Raw genomic sequence first — 24,032 nt, 5'->3', positions numbered from 1 at the left:
GGCGACTCCTCAAACACAGGGCAACGGCGCGCGGACACGCCGGTTCAATCAAAAGGGCGGGCGATCGCGAGAACGCCCGCCCTCAAGCATATCGTTATGCAGCGATGTTGCGAACTACGCGGAAAGCTCAAAGCCGTACTTAGCCCAAATCTTCTGGGCTTTCTTGTTGGTCAGGCAGAAGTCGATGAACGCCTTGGCCTCGTCGGCGTACTCGGAGCTATCGGCGACAGCGCCGGGATACACGATGGGCTTGTGCGAGTCCTCGGGGCACACGAAGGTCTCCTCGATGCCGTCGTAGCGGAAGATATCGGAGCTGTAGACAAAACCGGCCACGCAGTCGCCCGTAGAGACGTAAGACGCAGCGGTGCCGACCTTGTCGGCCAGAGCCACCTTGTCGGCGAGATCGGGCGCATACTCGCCGTCGTCGCCCTCGGTGCCGGTGTAGAGGCCCACAGAAGCCAGCGCCTGGTTGGCGTACTTGCCGGCGGGAACGATCTTGGCGTCGCCGATGGCGATCTTGCCGTCCAGGTTCGCGACGTCGGCGATGGCCTCGACCTTGGTGTCGGAGCCCTCGGCACGAATGATCACGAGGTCGTTGACGAACATGTCCTCACGCGTGTCGGCGTCGACGAGCTCGGCGGCCTCGGCGTCGTCCATGGCGCCCTTGGAGGCCGTGATGAGTACGTCGACCGCGGCACCGGCGCGCATCTGTTCGACAAGGTCGCCGGACGCCTTAAACTGCGTGTCAGCAAACGTGGTGCCGGTCTGGTCGGTATAGAGCTTCTGAACCTCGGGCAGGGCCTTCTCGAGCGAGTTGGCAGCAAAGACCTGCAGCTCGACAGCCTTCTTGGACGAAATCTTGGCGGAGCCGGCATCGGAGCCAGTCGGCCCAGACGTCTTGTTGCCGGAACAGCCGGCAAGCCCAAGGCCGGCAGCGGCGACAGCGGAAAGTGAAACGAACCCGCGACGAGAAACCGTATCGAACATGTTCAACCCTTTCGAACGCTACGCCCGGGCACCCCGCCGCAAGCTTTATTCTGTTACTAGATTATACTTTTGCGCGAATAGTGTTTGTGATAAATGTTTCTCGTCTAATAACTTTCTTTTACCGATAACCACGAGACGGCCCGCACTGTCGCTGCATAAAAAGGCGGAGCAGCCCGTAAGGTCACTCCGCCGCAGGTAATGCGCTTATTTGGCGTGCCCGCCGCCCGCCGTCATTTGAGCTGCGTGCTCCAGCTGGTCGCTCACAGCCTCCCAGCTTTCGCGGGCTGCTTTCGTTGATCCCGGAAAGTTGATGACAAGCGTATGCCCACGCTGCATGCACACGGCGCGCGAAAGCATAGCGCGGCGCGTCTTGGTCATGGAGTACGCACGGATTGCCTCTGCAATGCCCGGTACATCGCGGTCGCAGACGGCACGCGTCGCCTCGGGCGTCACGTCGCGCATCGAAAGGCCCGTGCCGCCGCAGGTGAGCACGACATTGGCGTGGCACTCATCGGCCGCTTCCACAATGGCATCACCGATCTCGCTGACGTCGTCGCGCACGACCACATGTGAGGCGACCGTCCAGCCCTGCGCCGCGATGAGTTCCTCGAGCGCAGCACCCGCCTCGTCCTGGGCAAGATCGCGCGTATCCGAGCACGTCACAATCGATATCTTCAGCTCCATAGCATTCCTCCTATAGCACCGTGCCCTCAGGCAAGTCGACACGCACGACATCCACGACGTCGCCCGCCTTGAGGTCACACGGGCCTTCGTCAATACGCAGCAGGCAGTTGGCCCGCTGCATCGTGCCGAGCAGCGCCGAATTCTGCGTCTTGGCCTCGGTCACCAACAGCTCACCGGTCTCGGGGTCGCGCAAAACCGTGGCACGATCGAAGAAGCGGCGATGCTGTCGCTTCTTCACGCCGTGTGTGAGCTTCGCCTGCTGCACGGGACGCACGCCCTCGGCAAAGCCGCGCATCTTGCGGATCGCCGGGCGGGCGAGCATCTCAAAGCCCACATACGCCGCCGCGGGATTGCCCGAAAGTCCCAAATATGGCTTGCCCCCCAGCAGGCCAAACGTGATGGCCTTGCCGGGACGCATCGAGATGCGGTCGAACAGCACCTCGCCCTCGCGCCGAACGAGCGCCGTCACATAGTCGTAATCACCCGCAGAGGCGCCACCACTCGTAATGACAAAATCGCACTCCTGCGCGGCGCGATGCACCAACTCGGCAATCGCCTGCTCATCATCGGGCGCAATGCCGTAGAACACGGGCTCGGCTCCTGCATCGAGCGCCTCGGCCATCAACGCCGACGAGTTGGAGTCGCGAATCTGCCCGCGCGCCGGCACGTTACTCGGTGCTACCAGTTCCGTCCCCAGCGAGATAATGCCCACGCGCGGCGCGGCATGCACCTTCACACTCGCATACCCGGCGCTCGCCAGCAAGCCGGCGCCCGCCGGAGCCACAACCTCTCCAGCGTACATCACGACGTCGCCAGTATGCGCTTCCTCAGCAGCCGATCGAACGTTCTCCCCCACCTTGGCCGGCGCCGAGAATCTCACACGCGAACCCTCGTTGCCGTCACCGTCGAGCACATCGACGATCTCGTACTTCACCACGGCATCGGCACCTTCGGGTACCGGCGCGCCCGTCATGATACGAACCGTGTCGCCCGCGCCGATTGCGCCCTCAAAGACATGGCCCGCTGCCTCGTGCCCTACAACAGAAAGCGTCACGGGCACCTCGCCAGATGCCTGCACCAAGTCCGCCGAGCGCACGGCATATCCGTCCATAGCGCTGTTGGCAAACGGCGAAATGTCGATATCGGCCACCGCGTCCTCGGCCAAGGGAAGACCGGCTGCCTGCCACACGGGAATCTCGACGAGATCGGTCGGAGCAACGTGCGACAGAACAATCGACTGCGCGTCCTCCAGCGGAATGAGTTTCTCTGCCATATGCACCTCTTAATGCCACAGCGCACAACGGGGGCGCCAATTCTTTATGCTTGTCTCAGTATAATCCCCTGCCGCACGACGGCGAAACGACCCACGTTCTCGAATACATCTGTCGGCCGCAAGCCGCGAAACAGGACCGAAACCAACCTGCCGGTTTGTCACGTTTGGCACGTTCTATAATGCTCGTGTTGCAACCTAAAAGAGGAACGTATGGCTTTTACCGACAAACCCGAAACCGCAAACGAGGCGCAAGATCATTCCCAGCCGCTCGACGACGGCGGCTTTTTCTCCCTGAACGACGTCATCATGGCAGGCAGGCAACAGCTCACCCGCTCCGAGCATCTCTTGGCTGCCGACACGCGCCGCAATGCCCACAACCTACTCGCGAGCGCTAAATTGCTCGTACTCGTCGTCATCGTCTCGCTCGCCATGGGCGTTGCCGCTTGGGCGTTTTTGGCCTCGTTGAATATCGCGACCGACTATCGCGAGCACCATACGTGGACCTACGCCATGCTTCCCGTTGTGGGCGTTGCCACCGCATGGGTGTACAAAAACCACGGTCTTGCCGCCAAACGCGGTAACAACCTGGTCATCGACTCCGCTCTGGGCACACGCCTCATCCATAAGCGCATGGCCGTCCTCACCTTCGTCTGCTCCACGCTCACGCACCTAACGGGCGGATCGGCCGGTCGCGAGGGGGCCGCGGTGCAGATTGGCGGCACCATCGCCAGCAACATCTCAAGCCTCGCCCACCTCAAAAAGCATGACCACCACGACCTCATGCTCGCCGGCATCTCGTCGGCCTTTGGCGCCGTATTCGGTTCGCCCCTTGCCGGAGCTTTCTTTGGCATGGAGATGTGCTTTATCGGCAAGATCGACTACACCGCAGGGATCTACTGCCTGGTCGCCTCGTTTACCGGCTACTTTACATCACTCGCCCTGGGTACCGAGTACGAAGCGAATGCCATCGCCAGCGTTCCCGCCATGACGCCCAAAACGGTCGTTATCGTTGTTATCAGCGCCATTATCTTCGGTCTGACGGCACGCCTCTTTGCCTGGTCGGTTCGAACCGTCAAGAGCCTGTACGGTCGCTTTATCACCAATTACCTCGTTCGCGCACTTATAGGCGCACTCGTGGTTTTGGCTGTCTATGCCCTCCTCGACGCCTGGGACTACGCCGGCCTTTCCACGTGGCTTTCGGGCGCCGGGTTTGCCGGCAACACCACCCTCGCCGACGCCGTCATCAAGCTCGTCGTAACGGCACTCACTCTGGGTGCCGGTTTCCAAGGCGGCGAGGTCACGCCCCTGTTTGGCATCGGTGCGGCACTCGGTGGCTGGATCGGTTGCCTTACCGGGCTCGACCCCAGTTTTCTGGCGGCTCTCGGCATGCTCGGCGTGTTCTGTGCCGGCCTTAACGTGCCCATCACCACCTGCATGATGGCCATCGACCTGTTCCACGGCACGGCCGCCGGGTTCTTTGTCATCGTGGCCTTTATCAGCTATCTCGCCGGCGGACACCGCGGCGTGTACCCTGCCCAGCGCATCATCTCACCCAAGCGCCGTTCGCTTATAGTGGACGAGGGCGGTACGGTAGCGGATGCTATCGAGCGCCACAACGACCTGATAGAGTAGACGTAAGTATTCGCCGTGCAGCCACAATCGGGGGCAATTCGACCCGAGCGCGACCGCACCGTCACGCCATACGCCGGGAGTCGCCCATGCACGCAACTGATTTTGGTCGCACGCTCATCATCGCCAACCCCGCCGCCCAATCGGGTGCGGCGCGCGAAGTTGCCGAGCGCCTGCAACGCTTTTTGGACATGACTGCACGCGCATCCCAGTTTGACCTGGTATTGACCGAGCGTATGGGGCACGCCAAGGAGCTGGCCGCACAGGCTCAGGGCTATCGCACCGTTATCGCCCTTGGCGGCGACGGCGTGATCCACGAGGTCGTCAACGGACTTATGGCACAAAAGGAGAACCCCCGCCCCGCTCTTGCCATCCTACCCGTGGGTTCCGGCAACGATTTTGCCCAAACGCTCGGTATAGAAGATTTCTCCGGCAAGGATTTTGGCACGCTGCTCACCTGCGAGCTGCAGCGTCAGGACATCGGTCGCATTCGCTCATGGAACCCCGCAAGCGGTAGCGGCGAGGCTTGCGTTGAGTACTACGACCAGACGCTCTCCGTCGGTATTGACGCCGCCATCGGCCTGGGCACCACCGAGCTGCGCAAAAAGACGGGCCTCACCGGCGCTCCGCTCTACACCCTCTCGGGACTTGAACAGTTTGGCCTGCGCTATCGCAACTACCCCATGACAGTCAGCTTTGACGGCGCGCCCGCCGAGCGCGTGAGGGCGATCATCATGGCGATTCAGCTGGGCCCCACCTATGGCTCGGGCTATCGCATCTGTCCCGACGCGGACCCGTGCGACGGCATGCTCGACGTTTGCTACGCCTGCGGCCCCGTTCCGCGCGCGGTCGCGCTTCCCATGTTCCTTTCGGCCAAGGACGGCCACCATACCAAGTTGCCGCCGGTTTGCATGCGTCGCTGCCGCCATGCCGAGCTCACCTTTGAGGAGCCCGACTACCCCATCCAGGCCGACGGCGAACCTGTTATCGCCTCGCGCATCGAAGTCGACATCCTACCCGGCGCCCTCCAAGTCTGGCGTCCAACCCGCTAACCACCCCTAAGTTGCGGTGAAATAGGGACTGTTTATGCAGGTAAAGCCGCAAAACAGCCCCTATTTCACCGCAACTTATCGAGAAGATCACTCCTCCCCGCCCGGCTTGCGGCGGTTGGCCTTTTTAATGGCGTTGAAGTGTTTGTCATTAAGTCTGCGCTGGCGAGAGCGCTGAGGCACCTTGGTCTTTACGCGTCGACGCGGTGGACGCCCGCGACGCTCAAGCTCAGCGCGTAGCTTACGCAAACAGCAGCTACGATTTTGGAACTGACTGCGACTCTCGCGCGCCGTCACGGTAATCCCCGTAGGGACATGTTTCATGCGCACCGCCGAGTCCGTCGTGTTCACGCCTTGCCCGCCCGGACCCGTCGCGCGAAACACCTGCACCTCGCAATCGCGCGCCAGTTCCTCGACCGACATCTCGACATAGCGCGCATACTCACGCCATCCCATCTTGTTCTCATCCATATCAACACCTCCCCTCATACAAAAAATGTGACAAAGGGACAGTCCCTTTGTCACATCGCATACCAATCGCTTGTGTTGCGCGCTTAGGCGAAGGTGATCTCGCCGTTCTCACAGTCCATATCGGCGATACGGGCCAGGCTCTCAACACGGAAGCCGCGCTCGCGGAGCTTATCGCCACCGCCCTGGAAGCCCTTCTCCACCGCAATGCCAATGCCGGCAACCTCGGCACCCGCAGCCTCGCAGATCTTGATAAGACCCTCGAGCGCGCATCCGTTGGCCAGGAAGTCGTCGATAATCAGGACCTTGTCGCCCTCGGACAGGAAGCGCTTGCCAACGATGACCGGGTACTCCCTCTGCTTGGTAAAGGAGTAGATGGTCGTGGCATACTGCTCGCCGTCGAGGTTGATGGACTGCGCCTTCTTGGCAAAGACCACCGGCACGCCGCCAAAATGCTGGGCTGCGATGCAGGCCATGCCAATGCCCGAAGCCTCGATCGTAAGGATCTTGTTAATCTCGACATCCTCGAACAGACGGGCCCACTCGGCGCCCATGTGGTCAAACAGCTCAACGTCGCACTGGTGGTTGAGGAAAGCATCAACCTTAAGGACATTACCGGCCTTTACGATGCCGTCATGGCGAATACGGTCCTCAAGCTCCTGCATGGCGCAACCCCTTCTCGCGGCAACGATACCGCGCGATTAATAAACGTTGCTCGATAGTCTACCACGGACCGACCCCCGCCCGCCCCACAAGCCGCATCGCACCGCAAAGCCGCAAGCAGATAAACCGAGCTTACCAGCTGAATGCGATCGAGGCCCACGCCCAGCCCCTTTTGCATCACGGGCAGCGCCACGGTCACGACGGTCGAATCCAGACACACCATAAACGTCATGATGAGCACCGTAAACAGAATCGCCCATTTGTTCTTGCCATGGGTGTCTCCCTCAAGAGCGATGTGTTCGCGGCGCAGTTGCTCTGCGGTTTTCTCCATATCCATCCTTTCGAGTGGCGCAACACAAAAACGGGGCCCCAATCGCCTGCAAACAGTCGCGATTGGGGCCCCGCCTACGGTATCGGGACTAAAGGTCGCCGAAGCTTTCTGCCGGCATCGGCGCCTTGCACGAACGCTAGCCTAGCACTGCTCGAGCGCCTGCTCAAGGTCGGCAATCAGATCGGCCGTGTCCTCGAGGCCGCACGACAGGCGCACCATGTCGGCAGAGATGCCACAGGCGATAAGCTCCTCATCGTTCATCTGGCGGTGCGTGGCGTTAGCGGGATGCAGGCAGCAAGTGCGGGCGTCGGCCACATGCGTGGCGATCTGAGCGAGCTTGAGGCTCTTCATAAAGGTCTCGGCCGCCGCGCGACCACCGTTAAAGCCAAAGCTCACAACGCCGCAGGTACCGTTGGGCATGTACTTTTGAGCTAGGTCATAGTACTTGTCACCCTCCAGACCCGGATAGCTCACGAAGCGCACCTTGGGATAGCTCTGCAGGAACTTGGCAACAGCCAGGCCGTTCTCGCAATGACGCGGCATGCGCACATGCAGGCTCTCGAGCGAGCTGTTCAGGAAAAACGCCGCCTGCGGGTTCTGCATGGGGCCGAGGTCGCGCATGAGCTGAGCGGTTGCCTTGGTAATGAAGGCGCCCTCGCGACCGAACTTCTCGGCATAGGTCACGCCGTGGTAGCTCTCATCGGGCGTGGTGAGACCCGGGAACTTGTCCGCATGGGCCATCCAGTCAAACTGGCCGTGGTCGACGATCACGCCGCCCAGGCAGGCCCCATGTCCATCCATGTACTTGGTGGTGGAGTGCGTAACGATATCGGCGCCCCACTCAAAGGGACGGCACATCACGGGCGTCGGGAAGGTGTTGTCGACCATCAGCGGCACGCCGTGGTCATGCGCGGCCTTGGCAAAGCGCTCAATATCGAGCACGGCAAGGGCGGGGTTGGCGATCGTCTCGCCAAAGACGAGCTTGGTATTGGGCTCAAAGGCTGCCTCGAGCTCCTCATCGGTGCAATCGGGGGCAACGAACGTGCAGGTAACGCCCATACGACCCATGGTATGGGCAAGCAGGTTGTATGTACCGCCGTAGATGGCCGAGCTTGCGACCACATGATCGCCGGCGCCGGCCACGTTAAAGATTGCGAGGAAGTTCGCAGCCATGCCCGAGCTCGTGAGCATCGCAGCGGTGCCGCCCTCCATCTCGCAGATCTTGGCGGCAACCAGATCGCACGTAGGGTTCTGCAGACGGCTGTAGAAATAGCCAGACTCCTCCAGGTCAAACAGCTTGCCCATGTGCTCGGACGTGTCATACTTCCACGTGGTGGACTGGTAGATGGGCACCTGGCGCGGCTCCGCGTCTCCCGGGTGATAGCCGCCCTGAACACATGTAGTACCGATGGTCTGCTCGCTCATATCTAGCTCCCTTGCCTGGGTTACATTTTTATCCGGTTCACGATACCGCTACCCCGCACCCCTCTCAACCCATCCCCAAGGTAGGTTATGGGACAAATCAACCGGGGGCATGTATCGCAGATCTTGGCATTTATTCGATAGATAAAAATGAGGCATACATGAGGCTTTCGATAAACAAATGCATCGGCAAGGGTACTATAAGCGAGTACACCGTTACCGAGGAGACAACGATGAAGCAAATCGATACTGCCCAGCTCGACATCACCGCCTGTCAGGCTCAGGCTGCCGAATACCACGCCCGTGGCTTTAACTGCGCACAGGCCGTCGCCTGCACGCTCGCACCCGCCGTCGGTCTCGACCCCCAGACCGCCTTTATCCTCACCGAGGGCTTTGGCGCCGGCATGGGCGGCATGACCGAGACCTGCGGCGCCATCTCGGGCGCCGTGGCCATCATGGGCTTTGTAATGAGCGACGGCATGGATAACCCCAAGACCAAGGGCCAGACTTACAAGCTGTCGCGCGAAATCGCCAAGCGTTTTAAAACGAAAAACACGACGACCGTCTGCGGCACGCTCAAGGGCATCGGATCGGACAATGGTCCGCTCCGCAGCTGCCCCGGCTGCATCGACGACGCCATCGAGATCGCCTGCGATGTGCTAAAGCAGCTCGCCGAGTAAACGGCGGCAACAGAAAACGACGGCCGGCGTGCTTGGGATTCATCCAAAAGCACGCCGGCCGTCGCCGTTAGAACTCGGCAAATTTGGGAGCGCCGACCTCAAGCTCCTCGCGCCCCGCCATAAGCTCGCGCATCTTAGCGCAAAACGGCTCCTGCTCCCCCGCCTTAAACACCAAATGAATCGTCACGGCATCCGCGTAATCGGTATCCGAAACCTTGGCACCCGAATCCTGCGCCAAACGAAGCACCTGCTCATACTGCGGATAGGCCACGTGCACGTCAACAGGCACGACGCTCGTCATCTCAACGACCTGCCCTGCCTCCTGAGCAGCTGTCACCGCCGTCTGCGTCGCCGCGGTATAGGCGCGCACCAAGCCACCGGGCCCCAACAGCGTGCCGCCAAAATAGCGCGTCACCACGCAGCAAACATTTTTGAGCCCAGCGCCGCGCAACACCTCGAGCGTCGGCATGCCACTCGTGCGGCTCGGCTCACCGTCATCACTCTGACGCTCGCGTCCATCGACCAAAATCCACGCGGGAACATTGTGTCGAGCGTCGTAATGACGCTTGCGAACCATCTCGATGAAGGCATTCGCCTCATCCTCGGATTCAATATGGACCAGCTGGGCAATAAACCGGCTCTTGCGATCCACAAACTCGCCAGAAGCCTCAATATTCGATCGCAGGGTAAAATAGCTGTCCAACAAAGCCCCTCAACAAAACTAAGCGCGGCAACAAACAGCCTCAATAATACGGCAAAGACAGCACCGTTGTCCTCGCCAACAAGAGCGAAAACACCAATGATGCCGTCACCAACAGCGAGAACCCGCCAGTGCGAGCAAGGTGCCTTGAAAGACGAGATTGCAACAGAAATGAGGCTGCCGATGACCAGGCAAAAACAGCGAGATGCCAAGAACGGAACCGCCGATGATTCCGTCAACGAAAGCGAGAACCCGTCAGCGCGAGCAAGGTGCCTTGAAAGACGAGGGCATTGACCTTATGGTCATGCCCGAAGGCTTGAAAGGCAGATTGTCGCGCTGACGGGTTCGCAGCGTCAACAAAGTGCCGAGTGGGCCTATAAGCCGGGTTCTGTCGTGAACGGTCATTTATCTTGTCTGCACGTTACCGTGCAGCTCCACGCACGCTACCCGAACGCGGACCGGGCCGGCCCATAGCGTTCCTATTCGCGCTTGCTCCGGATGGGGCTTGCCAAGCCGCCGTGTTGCCACGACGCTGGTGGTCTCTTACACCACCGTTTCAGCTTTTCCCTTTACGCCTTGCGGCGCAGGTGGGAGTCTTCTTTTCTGCGGCGCTTTCCGTCGGATCACTCCGCCCGGCCGTTAGCCGGCATCCCGCCCTCTGGAGCCCGGACTTTCCTCACGCGTGCCGCAAGCAGCACATCGCGCGACCGTCTGGCCCACTCAGCAGTGCAAGAGTGTAACACACCGTTGCCGCAGGCAAAGGCACAACACAAGCGTTCGACACGATATACCAAGAACCATGCCATGCAGTACAATAGGGCTGTCGATGGGCAACGTCGCCAGTCGAGACGCGACCGCGCTCCGCACCCCTCCGTCTACTCGGTGCGTTCCCGCCTCCTCCCCGAGGCGGGATGTCGGCATTTTCATGCACCGACAACCCAATAGCCTGTGAACAGCCCGGACAGCATTGCGCACGAGTAGCATTGCGCACCTCACCGGCAAACGCAAAAAGGGACCCGTCCATTGCGGACGGATCCCTTAAAGCAAGTGATCGTCAAACCGATTTACTCGGCGTCGGTCTCCTCGTCCTTCTTCTCGGAAGGCAGCGGGGTAACCTCGATCTCGACGCCCAGAGTCTCAGCAGCGGACTTCATAGACAGGGAGATACGACGACGGTCGAGGTCGATCTCCATGACCTTGACCTGAACCTTGTCGCCCACGTGGGTGACCTGAGAAGGCTGGTCGACGTGCTTGTTGGCCATCTCGGAGATGTGCACCAGGCCCTCGATGCCCTCGCCCAGATCGACGAAAGCGCCAAACGGGACAAGCTTGGTCACAGTGCCCTCGACGATAGCGCCGACGGGGTACTTCTTGACCAGTGCGCGCCACGGATCCTCGGTGGTCTGCTTGAGACCCAGGGAGATGCGCTCGCGGTTGAGATCGACGTCGAGAACCTCGACCTCGACCTCCTGGCCGACCTTGACAACCTCGGAAGGATGGTTGACGTGGTTCCAGGAGAGCTCGGAGATGTGGATGAGACCGTCGATACCGCCGAGGTCGACGAAGGCGCCGAAGTCGACGATGGAGGAAACGGTGCCCTGGAGACGCATGCCAGACTTGAGCTTGGACAGGATCTCGGAACGCTCGGCCTTACGGGACTCCTCAAGCACGACGCGACGGGAGAGAACGACGTTGTTGCGGTTGCGGTCCATCTCGATGACGCGGGCCTCGATGCGGGTGCCCATGTAGGAGGTGAGGTCCTTGACGCGACGGAGGTCGACGAGGGAAGCGGGCAGGAAGCCACGCAGGCCGATGTCGAGGATCAGGCCGCCCTTGACAACCTCGATAACCTCGCCCTCGACGTTCTCGCCGGAGTTGAACTTCTCCTCGATGCGGTTCCAAGCACGCTCGTACTCGGCACGCTTCTTGGAAAGGACCAGACGACCGTCCTTGTCCTCCTTCTGGAGAACCAGGGCCTCGATGGAATCACCGAGTGCAACGATGTCTGCAGGGTTAGCGTCCTTGCGGATGGACAGCTCGCGGACCGGGATAACGCCCTCGGACTTGAATCCGATGTCAACGAGCACCTCGTCATGCTCGATCTTAACGACAGTACCGTTAACGAGATCGCCCTCATCAAAGTCGGTAATCGTACCGTCGATGAGGTTGTTCATCTCCTCCTCGTTGACATCGTCAAGAGAGAAAATGGACGAGTTCTGAATCTCACTCAAAGGTGGACCCCTTTCGAACTACGGGGCCCCGATTGCTAGGACCTACAGAAGGGTGCGACAAGCACACAACGTTTAGGAACACTCGGGAGCCGACAGATACTAATGTGACGCTTATGCAATCACGTTCGTATAGGTTACGTGGAAATCACTTCGATTTCAAGCGTGAACTGCGATTTTTTACTCGTATGGAGACTTTTTCGCAATCTTGTGAACGACCGTCTCCATAAGTTGACGATAAGCAGTTGAGTATACGGCTTTGGGGTAAAGTATCCGGAGCCAACGTTCTAAACAATTTTTCGAGAAAGGTGCCCGCGTGCTCAAAGCAGTCGTTTTCGATATGGACGAGACGCTTCTCAGCATCAATCTCAACGCGTTTATCCTTCGCTATTTTAAGGATGTCTCGTCAATGCTCGCGGATATCGGACGATGCAGCCGCGGTGGCACGATGGCACGCCTCGGCACCATCCTGGTCGACCTCAACGCCAATCGCCGAAGCGGCACGGACAATCGCACCAATCTTGAGTTTTACCGCACCGAGGTCGAGCGCAGGTGCGGCATCTGCCTCTCGGACCCACTCATCTATGAGGCTTTTACCTACTATGAACGCGAAGTTCTCCCGTACAAGAATGACGATGCCATCAATGCCCACGCCATGCCGGGTGCACACGCCGCACTCCAGGCTGTACGGGACGCAGGACTGCGTTGCGCACTCTTTACCAACCCCAGCTTTCCCCAGGGGGCCATCGAATGCCGCATGGGTTGGGGTGACCTGGCCGACGCCCCCTTTGAGCTCGTGACGCACATGGGAAACGCCACCCGTTGCAAGCCCGATGCCACCTATTACCTGGAGCAGCTGCAGGCCATGGGGCTCGAACCGCACGAGGTCCTTATGGTGGGCAACGACCCCAAGCGCGACTTCCCCAGCCCCGACTGCGGCATTCAAACCGCCTATGTGGGCCAAGGAAAGCCCGGCCGAGCCACCTGGCGTGGAACCATGGAAGACTTCGCCCGCGACTTTAACGCCGTAGTAGAAGCCTTCTACGAGCACCAAATAGCCGACGAACTAAGCTAGTCCCCAAATCAGGAATGGGGCGCACATTTGCCCCACGCTTCGTTACGTGGGCAACGGCTTGAGGGCAAGATGCGATGCCCCAGTGTCCTAGGCCGTGATCATTTTGACGCGTTCGCCGATTTTGGCGTCGCGCTTGTCGGAAATAACAGTAAAGCCCTCCAGGTCGCACACCTTTACATTTGAAAACACGTGGAACTTGGAGCTATCGGCGAGTACGTAACTCGCTTGGGAATTCTGCATCACGATACGTTTTTTGATAGCCTCGGGATAACCTGGCGTCATGATGCCGCGGTCCTCGTCCACCGCGTTGACACCTATAAACGCCCGGTCAAAGTACAGCTCGCGCAGCGCGCTCTCAACCATAGGACCGGTGAGCGAGCAGGTAACGGGGTTGAAGTCGCCGCCAATTACCACCACCTTAGCAGCAAGCTCGCCCGTAAACCGACATGCATAGCCGTTGGTGGTGTAGATAGTCACCGGCTTGTCGACGAGCAGGCTCAGGAGCGCCGTCGCGGTGTTACCGGAGTCGACAGCGAGATGAGACCGTCACGCCCGAAGACCCCGCTTTCGCCGCCGAGGAACGCGCGGCGCACGTGGCCCATGAGGAGCGGCTCGAGCATATCGAGGGGCTCCTTCCCAAGAAGGGAAACGACCCTGCGGGACGACACGGCGAAAACCATCGTTGATTCCGGCAAGAGACGCCGTTTCTCTGGTACCTTCATCTTCAACCCAGACCGACAATGCCGGCCAGGCACTTAACCCAAAAGGACACAGCATGCCCAACGAGCTCAGCTATGAGGTCAGCCTCGAGCGCAGCAACCAGATCCGCGCCGACCTGCCGCAGCACCCCGAGAAGTACACCATGCTCACCGGCGACCGCCCCACCGGCCGTCTGCACCTGGGCCACTACTTCGGCACGCTCAAGAGCCGTGTCGAGCTGCAGAACATGGGCGTGCACACCAACGTGCTCATCGCCGACTACCAGGTCATCACCGACCGCGACAGCACCGATAACATCCAGGACAACGTCTACAACATGGTCATCGACTACCTGGCCTGCGGCCTGGACCCCGACAAGACGATGATCTACACGCACTCCGCCGTGCCCGCGGCAAACCAGCTTATGCTGCCGTTCTTGTCGCTCGTCTCCGAGGCCCTGCTGCAGCGCAACCCCACCGTCAAGGCCGAGATGGAGGCCAGCGGTCATGAGCTCACCGGCCTTTTGCTCACCTACCCCGTGCACCAGGCGTGCGACATCCTGTTCTGCAAGGGCAACGTGGTGCCGGTCGGGCGCGACCAGCTGCCGCACATCGAGCTCACCCGCACCATCGCACGCAAGTTCAACAACCGCTACGGCAAGGTGTTCCCCGAGGTCGACGCGCTGCTGTCCGATACGCCGCTGCTGCCCGGCCTTGACGGGCGCAAGATGAGCAAGTCCTACGGCAACGCCATCAACATCTCCATGACCGCCGAGGAGACGGCCAAGCGCATCAAGAAGAGCCAGACCGACGGCGAGCGCATGATCACGTTCGACCCCGAAGCCCGTCCCGGTGTGTCCGGCCTGCTCTCCACCGCCGCCATCTGCACCGGCCGCTCCGAGGTCGAGATCGCCGAGGAGATCGGCATGGGCGGCGCAGGCGCGCTCAAGAAGTACGTCACCGAGAGCGTGAACGAGCACTTCGCCCCCATCCGCGCGCGCCGCGAGGAGCTCGTGCAGGATATGGACTACGTCAAGGACGTCCTGCACGAGGGCAACCGCCGCGCTAACGAGGTCGCCGAGGCCACGCTCGCCGAGGTGCGCGAGGCCATGGGCATGGTGTACTAGCATGTACCGCCTTGTTGCAAGCGATATGGACGAGACCTTTCTCGACTCCAATCACGCCATCCCCGAGGCGAACATCCGCGCGCTCAAGCGCATGAAGGAGCTGGGGGTTCTGTTCGTCCCCTCAAGCGGGCGCTGGTACTCGTCCATCATGCACAATTTCGCGGCCGTCGATGCGTCGCTGCTCGAAGGCGGATACGTTCTGTCGTACAACGGCGGGTTTATCAACCGCGTGGGCGACCCCTGCCCGCTCACCACCTGCGGACTCTCGCGCGACTGTGCCGAGCAGCTCTATCAAAAGGGCCTTGAGCTGGGGCTTAGCATGCACATCAACGTCGCCGACGGACACGTCTTCGTGCCCGATGCGGACGACGACGAGCGTGCGTACCTCACCTCGATCAGCGGCGTGACGCATATCTCGAGCGCAGACCACCCCGACCTGTCCTTCCTGGATGGGCGCGACATCGTGAAGATCCTGTTTGTGAACAGGAACTTTGACGCGCTGCAGAAGCTCGGGGGCGATCTTGAGCCCCTGGCGCAGCGCCTTGGCGTCGAGATCACGTTCTCCTCGAAGCGCTACCTCGAGTTCATGCCCGCAGGCGTGAACAAGGGAGTCGGCCTGATGCGCCTGGCCGAGATGCTCGGTATCCCCATGAGCGAGGTCATCGCGGTGGGTGACTCCGCCAACGACCTCTCCATGATCCAGGCCGCCGGACTCGGCGTGGGCGTGGCGAACGTCACCGACGACGTGCGCCCCCACTGCGACGGCGCGCTCGAGACCACGGGCATGGACGGCGCGTTTGAGGAGCTTGTCGAGAGGTATTTGGAGGCGTAGCGCGTCCGCTGCTCGCGGGCGCGCCGATACCCGCGCACTGAAAGGTTTGTGATGGCTGATAGCAACCGCGAGAGCTTCTTCGGGAGCGTCTACGAGATGGTCGCACAGGTTCCCGCGGGCATGGTCGCCACCTACGGGCAGATCGCCAAGCTCGTCGGCGAGCCCAGGCGAGCCCGTTACGTGGGATATGCCCTGCACGTCAACCCTCAACCGGGCGTCATCCCCTGCCATCGCATCGTGTTTGCCGACGGCCGCCTCGCGGAGGGGTTCGCCTTCGGTGGGCCCGAGGCGCAGCGCACACTGCTCGAGGACGAAGGCGTTGCCTTCCTCGCCAACGGACATGTCGACCTGCAGGCCTCTCGCTGGCCAGCGGGCCTGGTATGACAAGGGGCGCCGACAGCGCCCCTTCCCGTTTTGGATCCTTGGCAGGCAACCCAATCAAACGGTCGCCTCGAGTGCGTCCCCCGCGCGGTCGAGTGTGCTTCTGACCTTGGCACCCTGTTTGAACCACGTGCGCAGGTCCTCGAGCGTGCTGCCCGCTTGCATACACCTTGATTTTGCGACCACCCCTCGTGGTCACCGTGCAGCGGTCGCCGCTCTCGCTGTTCTCGTGCGCCGTGATCTTCTTGAGGTAATCGCGGCGAAACGCCACGACGCGGGCGTTGCTGATCTCGATGAACCAATCGTCATCGACAAGCGAAGTACCCGTGGCACCTCGGCTTGCCATCTCCTCGGAGAAGGAGAAACCGAGCGCGCGCTCCTGCCTGCCGATCTCGAGGATGCCGCGGGCCGGCATGCCGAGCATGAGCAGGGGCAGGAACCCCCCTATGAACAGGAACAGGAACGGGATGAGCACGAGCAGGCGCGCAACCTCGTCGGTGAAGACCGCCATGAAGGCGAGGACGAGCGAGAAGACGAGGGCCATGCCGTTGAAAACAATCGTCAACGGCTTGATGGCAGACCAACACAGGCCCGCCTTGGTCATGGGACCGTCGACGGCGTCCGAGACTTCGATGCCCTCCTCCTCCAGACGGGCGAGGAGGTTGAGCGAGCACACCCCCTCGAGGCTTATCGAGCAGAACTTCCGGTCGCCCTCGAACAGGTCGATCCTCATCATCTGCGCGTGAAGCGTTGCACGGGTGATGTTGCCAAACGTCGTCTCCTTGCGGATGCCGAAGGCGTTACGCGAGAGAATGCGCCCACCGTCCACGTCGATACGCGGGATGCTCAGCAAGGCCCAGATAGCCATACCCGCGAGCGCCATGGCATGACCGAACCACACAAGTTCGTGGTCCCACTCGCCCAGCGAGACGCCCTGCCAGACGTAGACACCCAGCATGAGCAGTTCGAACGCGACGGCGCAGCAGGCGATGATCGTGCGGATGGCTGCGGGCATGCGCACCGTGAAGCAATCGAGGCTGTCCGTTGCCTCGCTGCGCTCGCTCGCGCCGCGGCGGGCGACCCATGCAGTGAGCGGGCCGACGATGAACACGGTCATACCGACGCGCAGAATGGATTCGAGCAGATTACTCATAGGGGCCACCGCCTCGAGCTCTGGAGATTAACTGCAGGAAACGCTGCCAGAACGATGGGATGCGCACAACGTAAGGAGCCGCGTATCGGCAAGCGGCGGCATCGCAATCGCCCGGCGAACAGATGATGATCGGCGCCGGGCCAGACGAATTAAACAAAAGGGTGGTCGACGGCGCCCTCGCAGGCGCACCGTCGACCACCCTTCACGTCGCAGCGACCCTACGAGCCGTCCGAAACGAAACGCACTCCGCCAGAGCGCTACCCAATCTTGCGGATGCTCGGGATCGCCCAGGTGATGCCTGCTAGGATCACCATTGCAGCACCGATGAGCACGAAGCACGCGCTTACGCCGATGGCGTCCGCGAACAAGGTCGATGCGACGAGCCCCACGGGCATAGCCCAGCTGCAGACCGCTCCGTACAGACCGAAGACGCGGCCCATGCACTCGGGATCGACGCGCTCCTGCATGAGCGCCATCTGCGGCGCGCTGTACAGCGGACTCGAGACCCCCATCGCGAACGTAAGCCCCAGAAACACAACGAGCGCGGAAGGGGGCACGAGGCCGCCCGCGAGCGCGGCGGCTCCGATGAGGCCGATGGCCAGCGTGCACGAAAGAGCGCGGTTCTTAAGGCCACCCGTCGCCCCGATCCAGCCGCTCGCCGCGATCATGCCGACCGAGAACGCGATCTCCGCGATAGCCGACTGCGTAGTGGTGCCCCCAAAATGGTCGAACACCATGAGCGGGAACAGCGCGGATATGGGCGAGAACAGGACCGAGAAGGCGAAGCCGATCCAGAGCATGGCGAACAGACCGTGATGGCGTTTGAGCTCGCGGTACCCGTTGGCCGTCTCCAATAGGAAGGCCCGCACCGCGCGGTGCGACGCCTCGGCGTTCTCCTCGGGCGTATGGCGCTCGGGCGCCGGCGTCTTGATGCCGGAGGTCGCCACCGCGATGCTCGCGAGCACCGCCCCGGCGACATCGAGCGCGATCATGAAAGTCAGACCAAACGCCGGGTAGACCGCCGCGGCGATGGCGTTGCCGATGATATAGCTACCCGACTGCATGAACTGCAGCATGCCCGCCAGCTTGCCGAGCACCTCGGGCGGGGCGATGAGCGGTGTGAGCGCGTTGAAGGCGGGCGTATGGAGCGTGCTGCCCAGCGCACGGACGAACAGCACCGCCGCCACAACGGCGACAGAAAGGTCGCCCCGAAGCGAGCCGAAGACAAGCGTGAGGCTCACGGCCGCGATGAAGAGATCGGCGCCGATCATGAGACGCTTGATGGACGTGCGGTCCACGATGGTGCCCGCGAAGGCGCCGAGGAGCGCCATGGGCAAGAAGGCCGCCAGGCTCACGAACGACAGGGCGCTCGCGGAGCCGGTGGTGAGGGTGACGTGCCAGATGAGACCCATCTGCAGAATGGAGCTCGTGAGCACGGAGAAGAACTCGCCGATCCAGACGATGGCGAGCGAGCGCTTCCAAGAAGCGCAGGGGTTCGGTTGTGTCATGGAATAATCCTTTGATGCGATCGGTGGTATGCAGCGAAGTACCGGTCGCTCACGCGACCGTGGCTAGAGCCAAATGGAAGCAAGCATGGTGCAGCTCCCCTTTCCAAATCTAGAGGTAAACCTTCAGCCGTGAGTGGAGCTATTATAGGGACTTGCGAGCCAAGATGCAACAGGAAGACCTCTACGGAGCGTAGATGCCGGGCGCCCCGAACCACTTATGCCATGAGAGACGGCATCCGATTCTCCTTGACTTGGTCTCAATGTGATATCACAATGCAATCAGCAGTCGCACGGACTGCTCGGGGACTCGCCTCCTCCCCATCGCAATCTGGAGCGCGGCGCCGGGGACGTCACGCAAACGCCGGCGCAGTCGTGAAAGGAACTCACAATGAGCGTGGAAAAGCAACTCAAGGCCAAGTCGGGCTACGGCATGCTCGTCGCCGTGGCGGTGGCGCTCATCGCCATCATCGGCCTCTTTATCTGGAGCACCATCGGGCTCGCGAGCACGCCCGACGGCGTCGACGCGCCCGCAGTCTACGGATGGGGGCTCGGCCTCAGCATCCTCGCGTTTTGCCTGTGGTTCATCCCACTCAACGGATTCTTCTCGCTGCAGCCCGGCCAGGCGCGCGTGTGCATCCTGTTCGGCAAGTACGTGGGCACCGTCCGCGACGAGGGCTTCTTCTGGGCCAACCCGTTCTTTAGCAAGAGCATGGGCGGATCGGCCGGGATCGGCGAGATGATCGAGCTCGAGATGAGCGATTCCAAGGCCGCCAAGGCCGCGGCGCAGAAGGCCGCCAAGGGCAACCCCACCACCATCTCCACCCGCGTGCGCACCCTGAATGGCGAGCGCCTGAAGGTCAACGACAAAATGGGCAACCCCATCGAGATCGCAACCGTCGTGGTGTGGCACGTCGCCGATACCGCCAAGGCGCTCTTCGACGTCGACGACTACCAGAGCTATGTCGCCATGCAGGCCGAGACGGCGCTGCGCCACGTGGCGAGCGTGTACGCCTACGACCACCTGGAGGACGAGTCCGATGCCGCCGGCGCCATCACGCTGCGCGCCAATGTGGAAGAGGTCTCCGAAGCCCTGCGCCGCGAGCTCGCGATGCGCCTGGCGCCCGCCGGCGTCGAGGTCGACGATGCACGTCTCACGCACCTCGCCTACTCCCCCGAGATCGCCCAGGCGATGCTGCGCCGCCAGCAGGCCGAGGCCGTCATCGCCGCACGCAAGAAGATCGTCGAGGGCGCGGTCTCCATGGTCGACATGGCCGTGAAGGAGATGGCTGCCGGCGGCACCATCGAGCTCGACGACGAGCGCAAGGCGCAGATGGCCAGCAACCTCATGGTGGTGCTCTGCGGTGAATCCGAGGCGCACCCGGTGCTCAACGCAGGCTCGCTGTACTAACCCCAACACCAATGAGTAATTTGGGGACGGGTGCAAAATTGCACATTCGACAAGAAGGCACGTCATGGCACGCAAGCAGTATCCACTCCGTATAGACCCCGCTATCTGGGAGGCCGTCCAACGCTGGGCGGACGATGAGATGCGCAGCGCCAACGGTCAGGTGGAATGGATCTTGCGAGACGCCCTCAAACGCGCGGGAAGGCTGCCGAAGAAAGAGCCCTCGTTCAAGGGCACGCCCAAAGGCGAAGAGGGCTAAGCCGGGAAGACAGGGCTCGGCCGCTGCCGACGTCGGGACAAAGCCGCGCCCCGCGCCGCGGTCGAGGCAGAGCTGAGCCCCGCCGCTCCAAAGTCGAGCCGAACGGCGGGGCCAACACCAACCCAAAGCAAGCTCGCCCCCCTCTATACGCACCAACCGGTCCCCGGAGGCATCCGCCTTTGGGGACCGTTCTTTTCCCAGCTAGATGTCGTATATAAAGCCTTTTGACAGCTCGATTTTGCCCCGTGGGGGTCAAATATAAAGACCTTTGATGGTACGATGCTCGCGTCAATGACATGGTGGCTCTCGACAGGGGTCACCCCGACCCTCTAGGGAGCAAACGCATGGAGCTGGGCTCGCACATCAAGGAGCATCGCACGGAGCTCGGACTGTCCCAAGACGATCTGGCGGAGCGCATCTACGTGTCGCGCCAGACCATCAGCAACTGGGAGTGCGGCCGTACGTATCCGGATGTCCAGAGCCTGCTGCTGCTTTCCAACGTGTTCGGGGTGACCGTGGACTCCCTCATCAAAGGAGATGTGGAAACCATGGCACAGGTAATGAACGAAGCGGTCAAGAAGTACAACGCCCTATCCACAATCACGGTCGTGAGTGCGGTCGTGTTTTTGGTGCTGAGCGCGTGGGCGGCGTTCCAGTTCGAATGGGGCTGGGGCATGCACATCGCGCCCACCGCGGCGTTTGCCGCCGTGGCGCTCGTCGTGATGCTCGTGGCGTTCGTGTATATGGAACGCATGAAGAAGCAGCACGACCTCGTCACGTACCGCGAGGTGTTGGCGTTTAGCCGCGGCGAGCAGGTCGATCGCGACACGCTCGAGGGGCGCCGTGAGCGCGAGATGAACCCTTGGGTCAAGGGCACGCGCAACGCGGTGCAGATCATCATCGGCGCCATCGCCGGCGGACTGGTGGGCGTCGGCATCGGCATGCTCGCCAAGATGCTGAGTTAAAAGCGCGGGTACGCACCCGTTCCCCGAAATGGTATCCCCCTTAGCCCCCATTCTGAAGATGTATGCCAGAATGGGGGCGATTCCCGTTAGGAGGTGCCCCATGAACGTCACCGTACGCGCGTCCCTCATCGCATTGATCGCAATCGTTGGCGCCTGCTGGGCAATCCCCGTCCTCCTGGTGAGGGTCGTCCCACCCGATGCCGGCATGATCGCCATGATGGCGCTGATCTACCCCGTGCTCCCCGCAACTGCAATCACCCTCGGCCTGCTCGCCGCGAACTCCGCGAGGACGCTCTTCTGGGTACCCGCGGCGCTCGGAATCGGACCCGCGGTCCTGTTTCCCCTCAAGGTCGAGGGCAGCCAGGACCTTGCGTTCCATGGGGTTGCCTATACCGCAATCGGCTACGCCGCCATGGGCCTGTACACTTGGATGACTGCTCGACAACATCGCTAAGCCATCGCAGCAACAATCATGCAGGTAAACCCCGTGCAAAACAGTTTTTGCAGCGCCCGGCAAGCCTTGCCGCATATGATGTACAACAGATTCGATAGCGCACCCGGCGTGTTCGCGGGACGCTCCTTCACGACCGGGAGGTGACGATGGACATCAGCAACCAGATCAAGACGCGGCGCGAGGCGATGGGCCTCTCGCAAGAGCAACTTGCCGAGAAGCTCTATGTATCGCGTCAGACGATCAGCAACTGGGAGCGGGACAAGACGTATCCGGACGTCCAGAGTCTGCTCATGCTGAGCATCCTATTCGACACCTCCATAGACACGCTCGTGAAGGGAGACGTGACCGTTATGGAAGAGGCAGTCGAAAGAGATCGCAAGCGCATGGGAACGCGGATGCTATGGCTGGCCGTGCTGATGCTCGCGTTGCTGGCGGTGGCGTTCGCACTGATACTGTCGCCGGCGTTTAACTGGATGGAGGGCACCTGGGGCGCCGGCGTCGCCGCGGCTGCGGCGTTCCTGCCGGCGATAGCGGCGCTTGTTGTCGCGACCGTCCTCGAGCGCATCAAGCGCGAGAACGACCTGGTGACATACCGCGAGATCCTCGCTGTCCGCAATGCAGACAGGTGCTTTACAGCCACAAGCGCGATAGTTTCAACAACAAGATGCAGTGCCCCAGAGCCCCTAGCAGTCGACGATAGTCTTGCCGATCATGATGTTGAGGATCTCGACGTCGGTATCCTTCATGCCAACGCGGCCCACATAGCCCATGCTGGCGATCGTCTCTTCCACCGTATCCTGAATCAGGCCCTCGCCGGCACGGAAGCCGCGACCCTGCATGGCCATATCGTGGCCCAGAATCGCCGCATCGACGGCAGCGGAAATCTTGGCGGCACAGCTTGCCTTGGCGCCATCGCACACGATGCCGCCCACGTTGCCGAGCGTGTTCGAAACCGTCGCGCCAATCTGCTCGCGCGTGCCACCGCACAGCCAGGTAATCGCGGCGCCGGCGCCGCATGCGGCGCAAATAGCACCGCAAAACGCCGAAAGTGCACCAATATAGCTTTTGATATGCACGGCAATAAGATCGGACAGCATCACGGCGCGCACCAGGCGCTCGTGGTCGCAGCGCAGGTACTCGGCATATTCCATAACGGGCAATGCACAGGTAATGCCCTGATTGCCCGAGCCGCACACAATGGCGACCGGCAGTGCGCAGCCGTTCATGCGGGCGTCGGACCCGGCGGCTGCACGGGCACGGGCACGGCAGGCGACGTCATCGGCACGAGCGCCCAGCAGCGTACGGCCCACCTCGGCGCCCCAAGCGTGCGCCAAGCCCTCTGCGCTAATGGCGCCGTTCAGTTCGATCTGACGCTCAACGGCAGCGCGAGCACCCTCAACATCGCCGTCCTCAATAAAGTCGATGATGGTCTCAATCGACATGGGCGTGTCGGCGCTATCTGCCGCGCGCTCGGCCACCACGCGCTCGGCGCAGGCGGCACACTCCCCCACCGACTTGCCGCATACCGGAATACCGTCGAGTGTATGGCACGTAACATTGGTGTGGTGGTCGGTAATCTCGACGACCGCGGTATGCCCCCCGGCTGTGGCAGTCACCTTGATGTAGAGGTTGGGCACACCCTCGACAAGCGACACATCGCAGTAGCCGGCATCGGCGAGGAGCTCGGCCACGCGAGCACGGTCTTTATCGTCAACACTCTCGAGCACCTCGAGCGCGCTCTTGGCGTCGCCGCCCACGGCACCCAGCACGGCCGCGGCTTCAATACCATGCATACCGCCCGAGTTAGGCACGGTCACGCTCTTTACGTTCTTGATGATGTTGCCCGAGCAGGCAACATCCATATGATCGGGTTCGCAGCCGAGCGTCTGGCTCGCCAGCGCCGCTGCATAGGCAACGGCAATGGGCTCGGTGCAGCCGAGCGCACAGACAAGCTCGCGGTTCAAAACATCGCAAAACGCGGTATCACGAAGGGAATCGGCAGGCATAGGTATCTCCTACTTGTATAACGGGCTGGGCTCTCAAAATAGTTCGCTATTTTAT

General features: G+C 61.5%; 23 protein-coding genes, 1 other RNA gene and 1 pseudogene. 12 read left to right on the top strand and 13 right to left on the bottom strand.

Annotated elements, in window-relative coordinates; translation table 11 throughout:
• Positions 1-114: 114 nt before the first annotated feature.
• The 3 genes from modA to ACTNB2_RS00835 all read right to left on the bottom strand — a co-directional run bounded on the left by modA (position 115) and on the right by ACTNB2_RS00835 (position 2,944).
• Positions 115-987 (bottom strand): molybdate ABC transporter substrate-binding protein, encoded by an 873-nt coding sequence (gene modA / locus ACTNB2_RS00845; protein ID WP_441041668.1) that lies wholly within the window; start codon positions 985-987, stop codon positions 115-117.
• 204 nt (positions 988-1,191) lie between these two features.
• Positions 1,192-1,671 (bottom strand): MogA/MoaB family molybdenum cofactor biosynthesis protein, encoded by a 480-nt coding sequence (locus ACTNB2_RS00840; RefSeq protein ID WP_427794485.1) that lies wholly within the window; start codon positions 1,669-1,671, stop codon positions 1,192-1,194.
• 10 nt (positions 1,672-1,681) lie between these two features.
• On the bottom strand, positions 1,682-2,944 hold the full coding sequence (locus ACTNB2_RS00835) for a molybdopterin molybdotransferase MoeA (protein ID WP_441041670.1): 1,263 nt from the start codon (positions 2,942-2,944) through the stop codon (positions 1,682-1,684).
• Positions 2,945-3,154: 210 nt separating this feature from the next.
• On the opposite strand from ACTNB2_RS00835, the gene ACTNB2_RS00830 reads away from it, so the two are divergent.
• Together ACTNB2_RS00830 and ACTNB2_RS00825 are read left to right on the top strand one after the other, a co-directional pair.
• Complete coding sequence (locus ACTNB2_RS00830; RefSeq protein WP_441041672.1) at positions 3,155-4,576, top strand: chloride channel protein; 1,422 nt, start codon at positions 3,155-3,157, stop codon at positions 4,574-4,576.
• An 86-nt stretch (positions 4,577-4,662) separates the two neighbouring features.
• The gene (locus ACTNB2_RS00825; protein WP_441041674.1) at positions 4,663-5,625 is read left to right on the top strand and encodes a diacylglycerol/lipid kinase family protein; all 963 of its coding nucleotides are present in this window, start codon (positions 4,663-4,665) and stop codon (positions 5,623-5,625) included.
• Between the two features lie 87 nt (positions 5,626-5,712).
• Here ACTNB2_RS00825 and ACTNB2_RS00820 read toward each other — a convergent pair whose 3' ends face one another.
• The 4 genes from ACTNB2_RS00820 to ACTNB2_RS00805 form a co-directional block, all read right to left on the bottom strand.
• Positions 5,713-6,093: a peptide chain release factor-like protein gene (locus tag ACTNB2_RS00820; protein WP_441041675.1), complete on the bottom strand. Its 381-nt coding sequence runs from the start codon at positions 6,091-6,093 to the stop codon at positions 5,713-5,715.
• 83 nt (positions 6,094-6,176) lie between these two features.
• Positions 6,177-6,755 carry a xanthine phosphoribosyltransferase gene (locus ACTNB2_RS00815; RefSeq protein WP_427795791.1) on the bottom strand — a complete coding sequence of 193 codons (579 nt, stop codon included), beginning with the start codon at positions 6,753-6,755 and terminating at the stop codon, positions 6,177-6,179.
• The gene (locus ACTNB2_RS00810; protein WP_441041676.1) at positions 6,713-7,084 is read right to left on the bottom strand and encodes a hypothetical protein; all 372 of its coding nucleotides are present in this window, start codon (positions 7,082-7,084) and stop codon (positions 6,713-6,715) included. The genes ACTNB2_RS00815 and ACTNB2_RS00810 overlap by 43 nt, the downstream gene beginning before the upstream one ends.
• Positions 7,085-7,225: 141 nt before the next feature.
• Complete coding sequence (locus ACTNB2_RS00805) at positions 7,226-8,509, bottom strand: O-acetylhomoserine aminocarboxypropyltransferase/cysteine synthase family protein (RefSeq protein WP_441044736.1); 1,284 nt, start codon at positions 8,507-8,509, stop codon at positions 7,226-7,228.
• A gap of 230 nt (positions 8,510-8,739) precedes the next feature.
• Between ACTNB2_RS00805 and ACTNB2_RS00800 the strand changes: the two genes are divergently transcribed.
• Entirely contained in the window at positions 8,740-9,186 is a 447-nt protein-coding gene (locus tag ACTNB2_RS00800) for a C-GCAxxG-C-C family protein (protein WP_154515321.1), read from the top strand.
• A gap of 67 nt (positions 9,187-9,253) precedes the next feature.
• Here ACTNB2_RS00800 and ACTNB2_RS00795 read toward each other — a convergent pair whose 3' ends face one another.
• From ACTNB2_RS00795 to rpsA, 3 genes are all read right to left on the bottom strand, one after another.
• Positions 9,254-9,892, bottom strand: a complete 639-nt coding sequence (locus ACTNB2_RS00795) for a YigZ family protein (RefSeq protein ID WP_441041679.1) — start codon at positions 9,890-9,892, stop codon at positions 9,254-9,256.
• A 355-nt stretch (positions 9,893-10,247) separates the two neighbouring features.
• Positions 10,248-10,609: RNase P RNA component class A (gene rnpB, locus ACTNB2_RS00790), an RNA gene on the bottom strand.
• 341 nt (positions 10,610-10,950) lie between these two features.
• Positions 10,951-12,117: a 30S ribosomal protein S1 gene (gene rpsA, locus ACTNB2_RS00785; RefSeq protein ID WP_154515317.1), complete on the bottom strand. Its 1,167-nt coding sequence runs from the start codon at positions 12,115-12,117 to the stop codon at positions 10,951-10,953.
• 313 nt (positions 12,118-12,430) lie between these two features.
• On the opposite strand from rpsA, the gene ACTNB2_RS00780 reads away from it, so the two are divergent.
• On the top strand, positions 12,431-13,189 hold the full coding sequence (locus ACTNB2_RS00780; protein WP_427747762.1) for an HAD family hydrolase: 759 nt from the start codon (positions 12,431-12,433) through the stop codon (positions 13,187-13,189).
• 87 nt (positions 13,190-13,276) lie between these two features.
• Here ACTNB2_RS00780 and ACTNB2_RS00775 read toward each other — a convergent pair whose 3' ends face one another.
• Positions 13,277-13,666 (bottom strand): hypothetical protein, encoded by a 390-nt coding sequence (locus ACTNB2_RS00775; RefSeq protein WP_118098410.1) that lies wholly within the window; start codon positions 13,664-13,666, stop codon positions 13,277-13,279.
• Between the two features lie 298 nt (positions 13,667-13,964).
• Between ACTNB2_RS00775 and trpS the strand changes: the two genes are divergently transcribed.
• From trpS to ACTNB2_RS00760, 3 genes are read left to right on the top strand one after another with little or no spacing between them, the layout of a single operon-like run.
• Complete coding sequence (gene trpS / locus ACTNB2_RS00770; RefSeq protein ID WP_427719689.1) at positions 13,965-15,014, top strand: tryptophan--tRNA ligase; 1,050 nt, start codon at positions 13,965-13,967, stop codon at positions 15,012-15,014.
• 1 nt (position 15,015) lies between these two features.
• Entirely contained in the window at positions 15,016-15,846 is an 831-nt protein-coding gene (locus tag ACTNB2_RS00765; protein ID WP_427719690.1) for an HAD-IIB family hydrolase, read from the top strand.
• Positions 15,847-15,897: 51 nt separating this feature from the next.
• On the top strand, positions 15,898-16,230 hold the full coding sequence (locus tag ACTNB2_RS00760) for an MGMT family protein (protein ID WP_441041682.1): 333 nt from the start codon (positions 15,898-15,900) through the stop codon (positions 16,228-16,230).
• Between the two features lie 1,407 nt (positions 16,231-17,637).
• Here the strand turns inward: ACTNB2_RS00760 and ACTNB2_RS00755 are convergent.
• Positions 17,638-18,888 carry an MFS transporter gene (locus ACTNB2_RS00755; protein WP_427719692.1) on the bottom strand — a complete coding sequence of 417 codons (1,251 nt, stop codon included), beginning with the start codon at positions 18,886-18,888 and terminating at the stop codon, positions 17,638-17,640.
• A 388-nt stretch (positions 18,889-19,276) separates the two neighbouring features.
• Here ACTNB2_RS00755 and ACTNB2_RS00750 point away from each other — a divergent pair, with 388 nt between their 5' ends.
• From ACTNB2_RS00750 to ACTNB2_RS00730, 5 genes and pseudogenes are all read left to right on the top strand, one after another.
• Positions 19,277-20,296, top strand: a complete 1,020-nt coding sequence (locus ACTNB2_RS00750) for an SPFH domain-containing protein (protein ID WP_117734981.1) — start codon at positions 19,277-19,279, stop codon at positions 20,294-20,296.
• A gap of 64 nt (positions 20,297-20,360) precedes the next feature.
• The gene (locus tag ACTNB2_RS00745; RefSeq protein WP_117734980.1) at positions 20,361-20,552 is read left to right on the top strand and encodes an Arc family DNA binding domain-containing protein; all 192 of its coding nucleotides are present in this window, start codon (positions 20,361-20,363) and stop codon (positions 20,550-20,552) included.
• A 344-nt stretch (positions 20,553-20,896) separates the two neighbouring features.
• Positions 20,897-21,517, top strand: a complete 621-nt coding sequence (locus ACTNB2_RS00740) for a helix-turn-helix domain-containing protein (protein ID WP_117762863.1) — start codon at positions 20,897-20,899, stop codon at positions 21,515-21,517.
• A 100-nt stretch (positions 21,518-21,617) separates the two neighbouring features.
• Positions 21,618-21,971, top strand: a complete 354-nt coding sequence (locus ACTNB2_RS00735; RefSeq protein WP_441031854.1) for a hypothetical protein — start codon at positions 21,618-21,620, stop codon at positions 21,969-21,971.
• A 146-nt stretch (positions 21,972-22,117) separates the two neighbouring features.
• Positions 22,118-22,288 (top strand): annotated as a pseudogene (locus ACTNB2_RS00730) (helix-turn-helix transcriptional regulator); the annotation flags it as partial.
• 366 nt (positions 22,289-22,654) lie between these two features.
• Here ACTNB2_RS00730 and ACTNB2_RS00725 read toward each other — a convergent pair.
• Complete coding sequence (locus ACTNB2_RS00725; RefSeq protein ID WP_441041684.1) at positions 22,655-23,977, bottom strand: L-cysteine desulfidase family protein; 1,323 nt, start codon at positions 23,975-23,977, stop codon at positions 22,655-22,657.
• Positions 23,978-24,032 lie beyond the last annotated feature (55 nt).

Origin of the sequence: Collinsella sp. HCP28S3_G2, from assembly GCF_052065125.1 — a bacterium.
In the GTDB taxonomy this organism is placed as follows: domain Bacteria; phylum Actinomycetota; class Coriobacteriia; order Coriobacteriales; family Coriobacteriaceae; genus Collinsella.
This window is presented reverse-complemented; position numbering and strand designations above follow the sequence as displayed.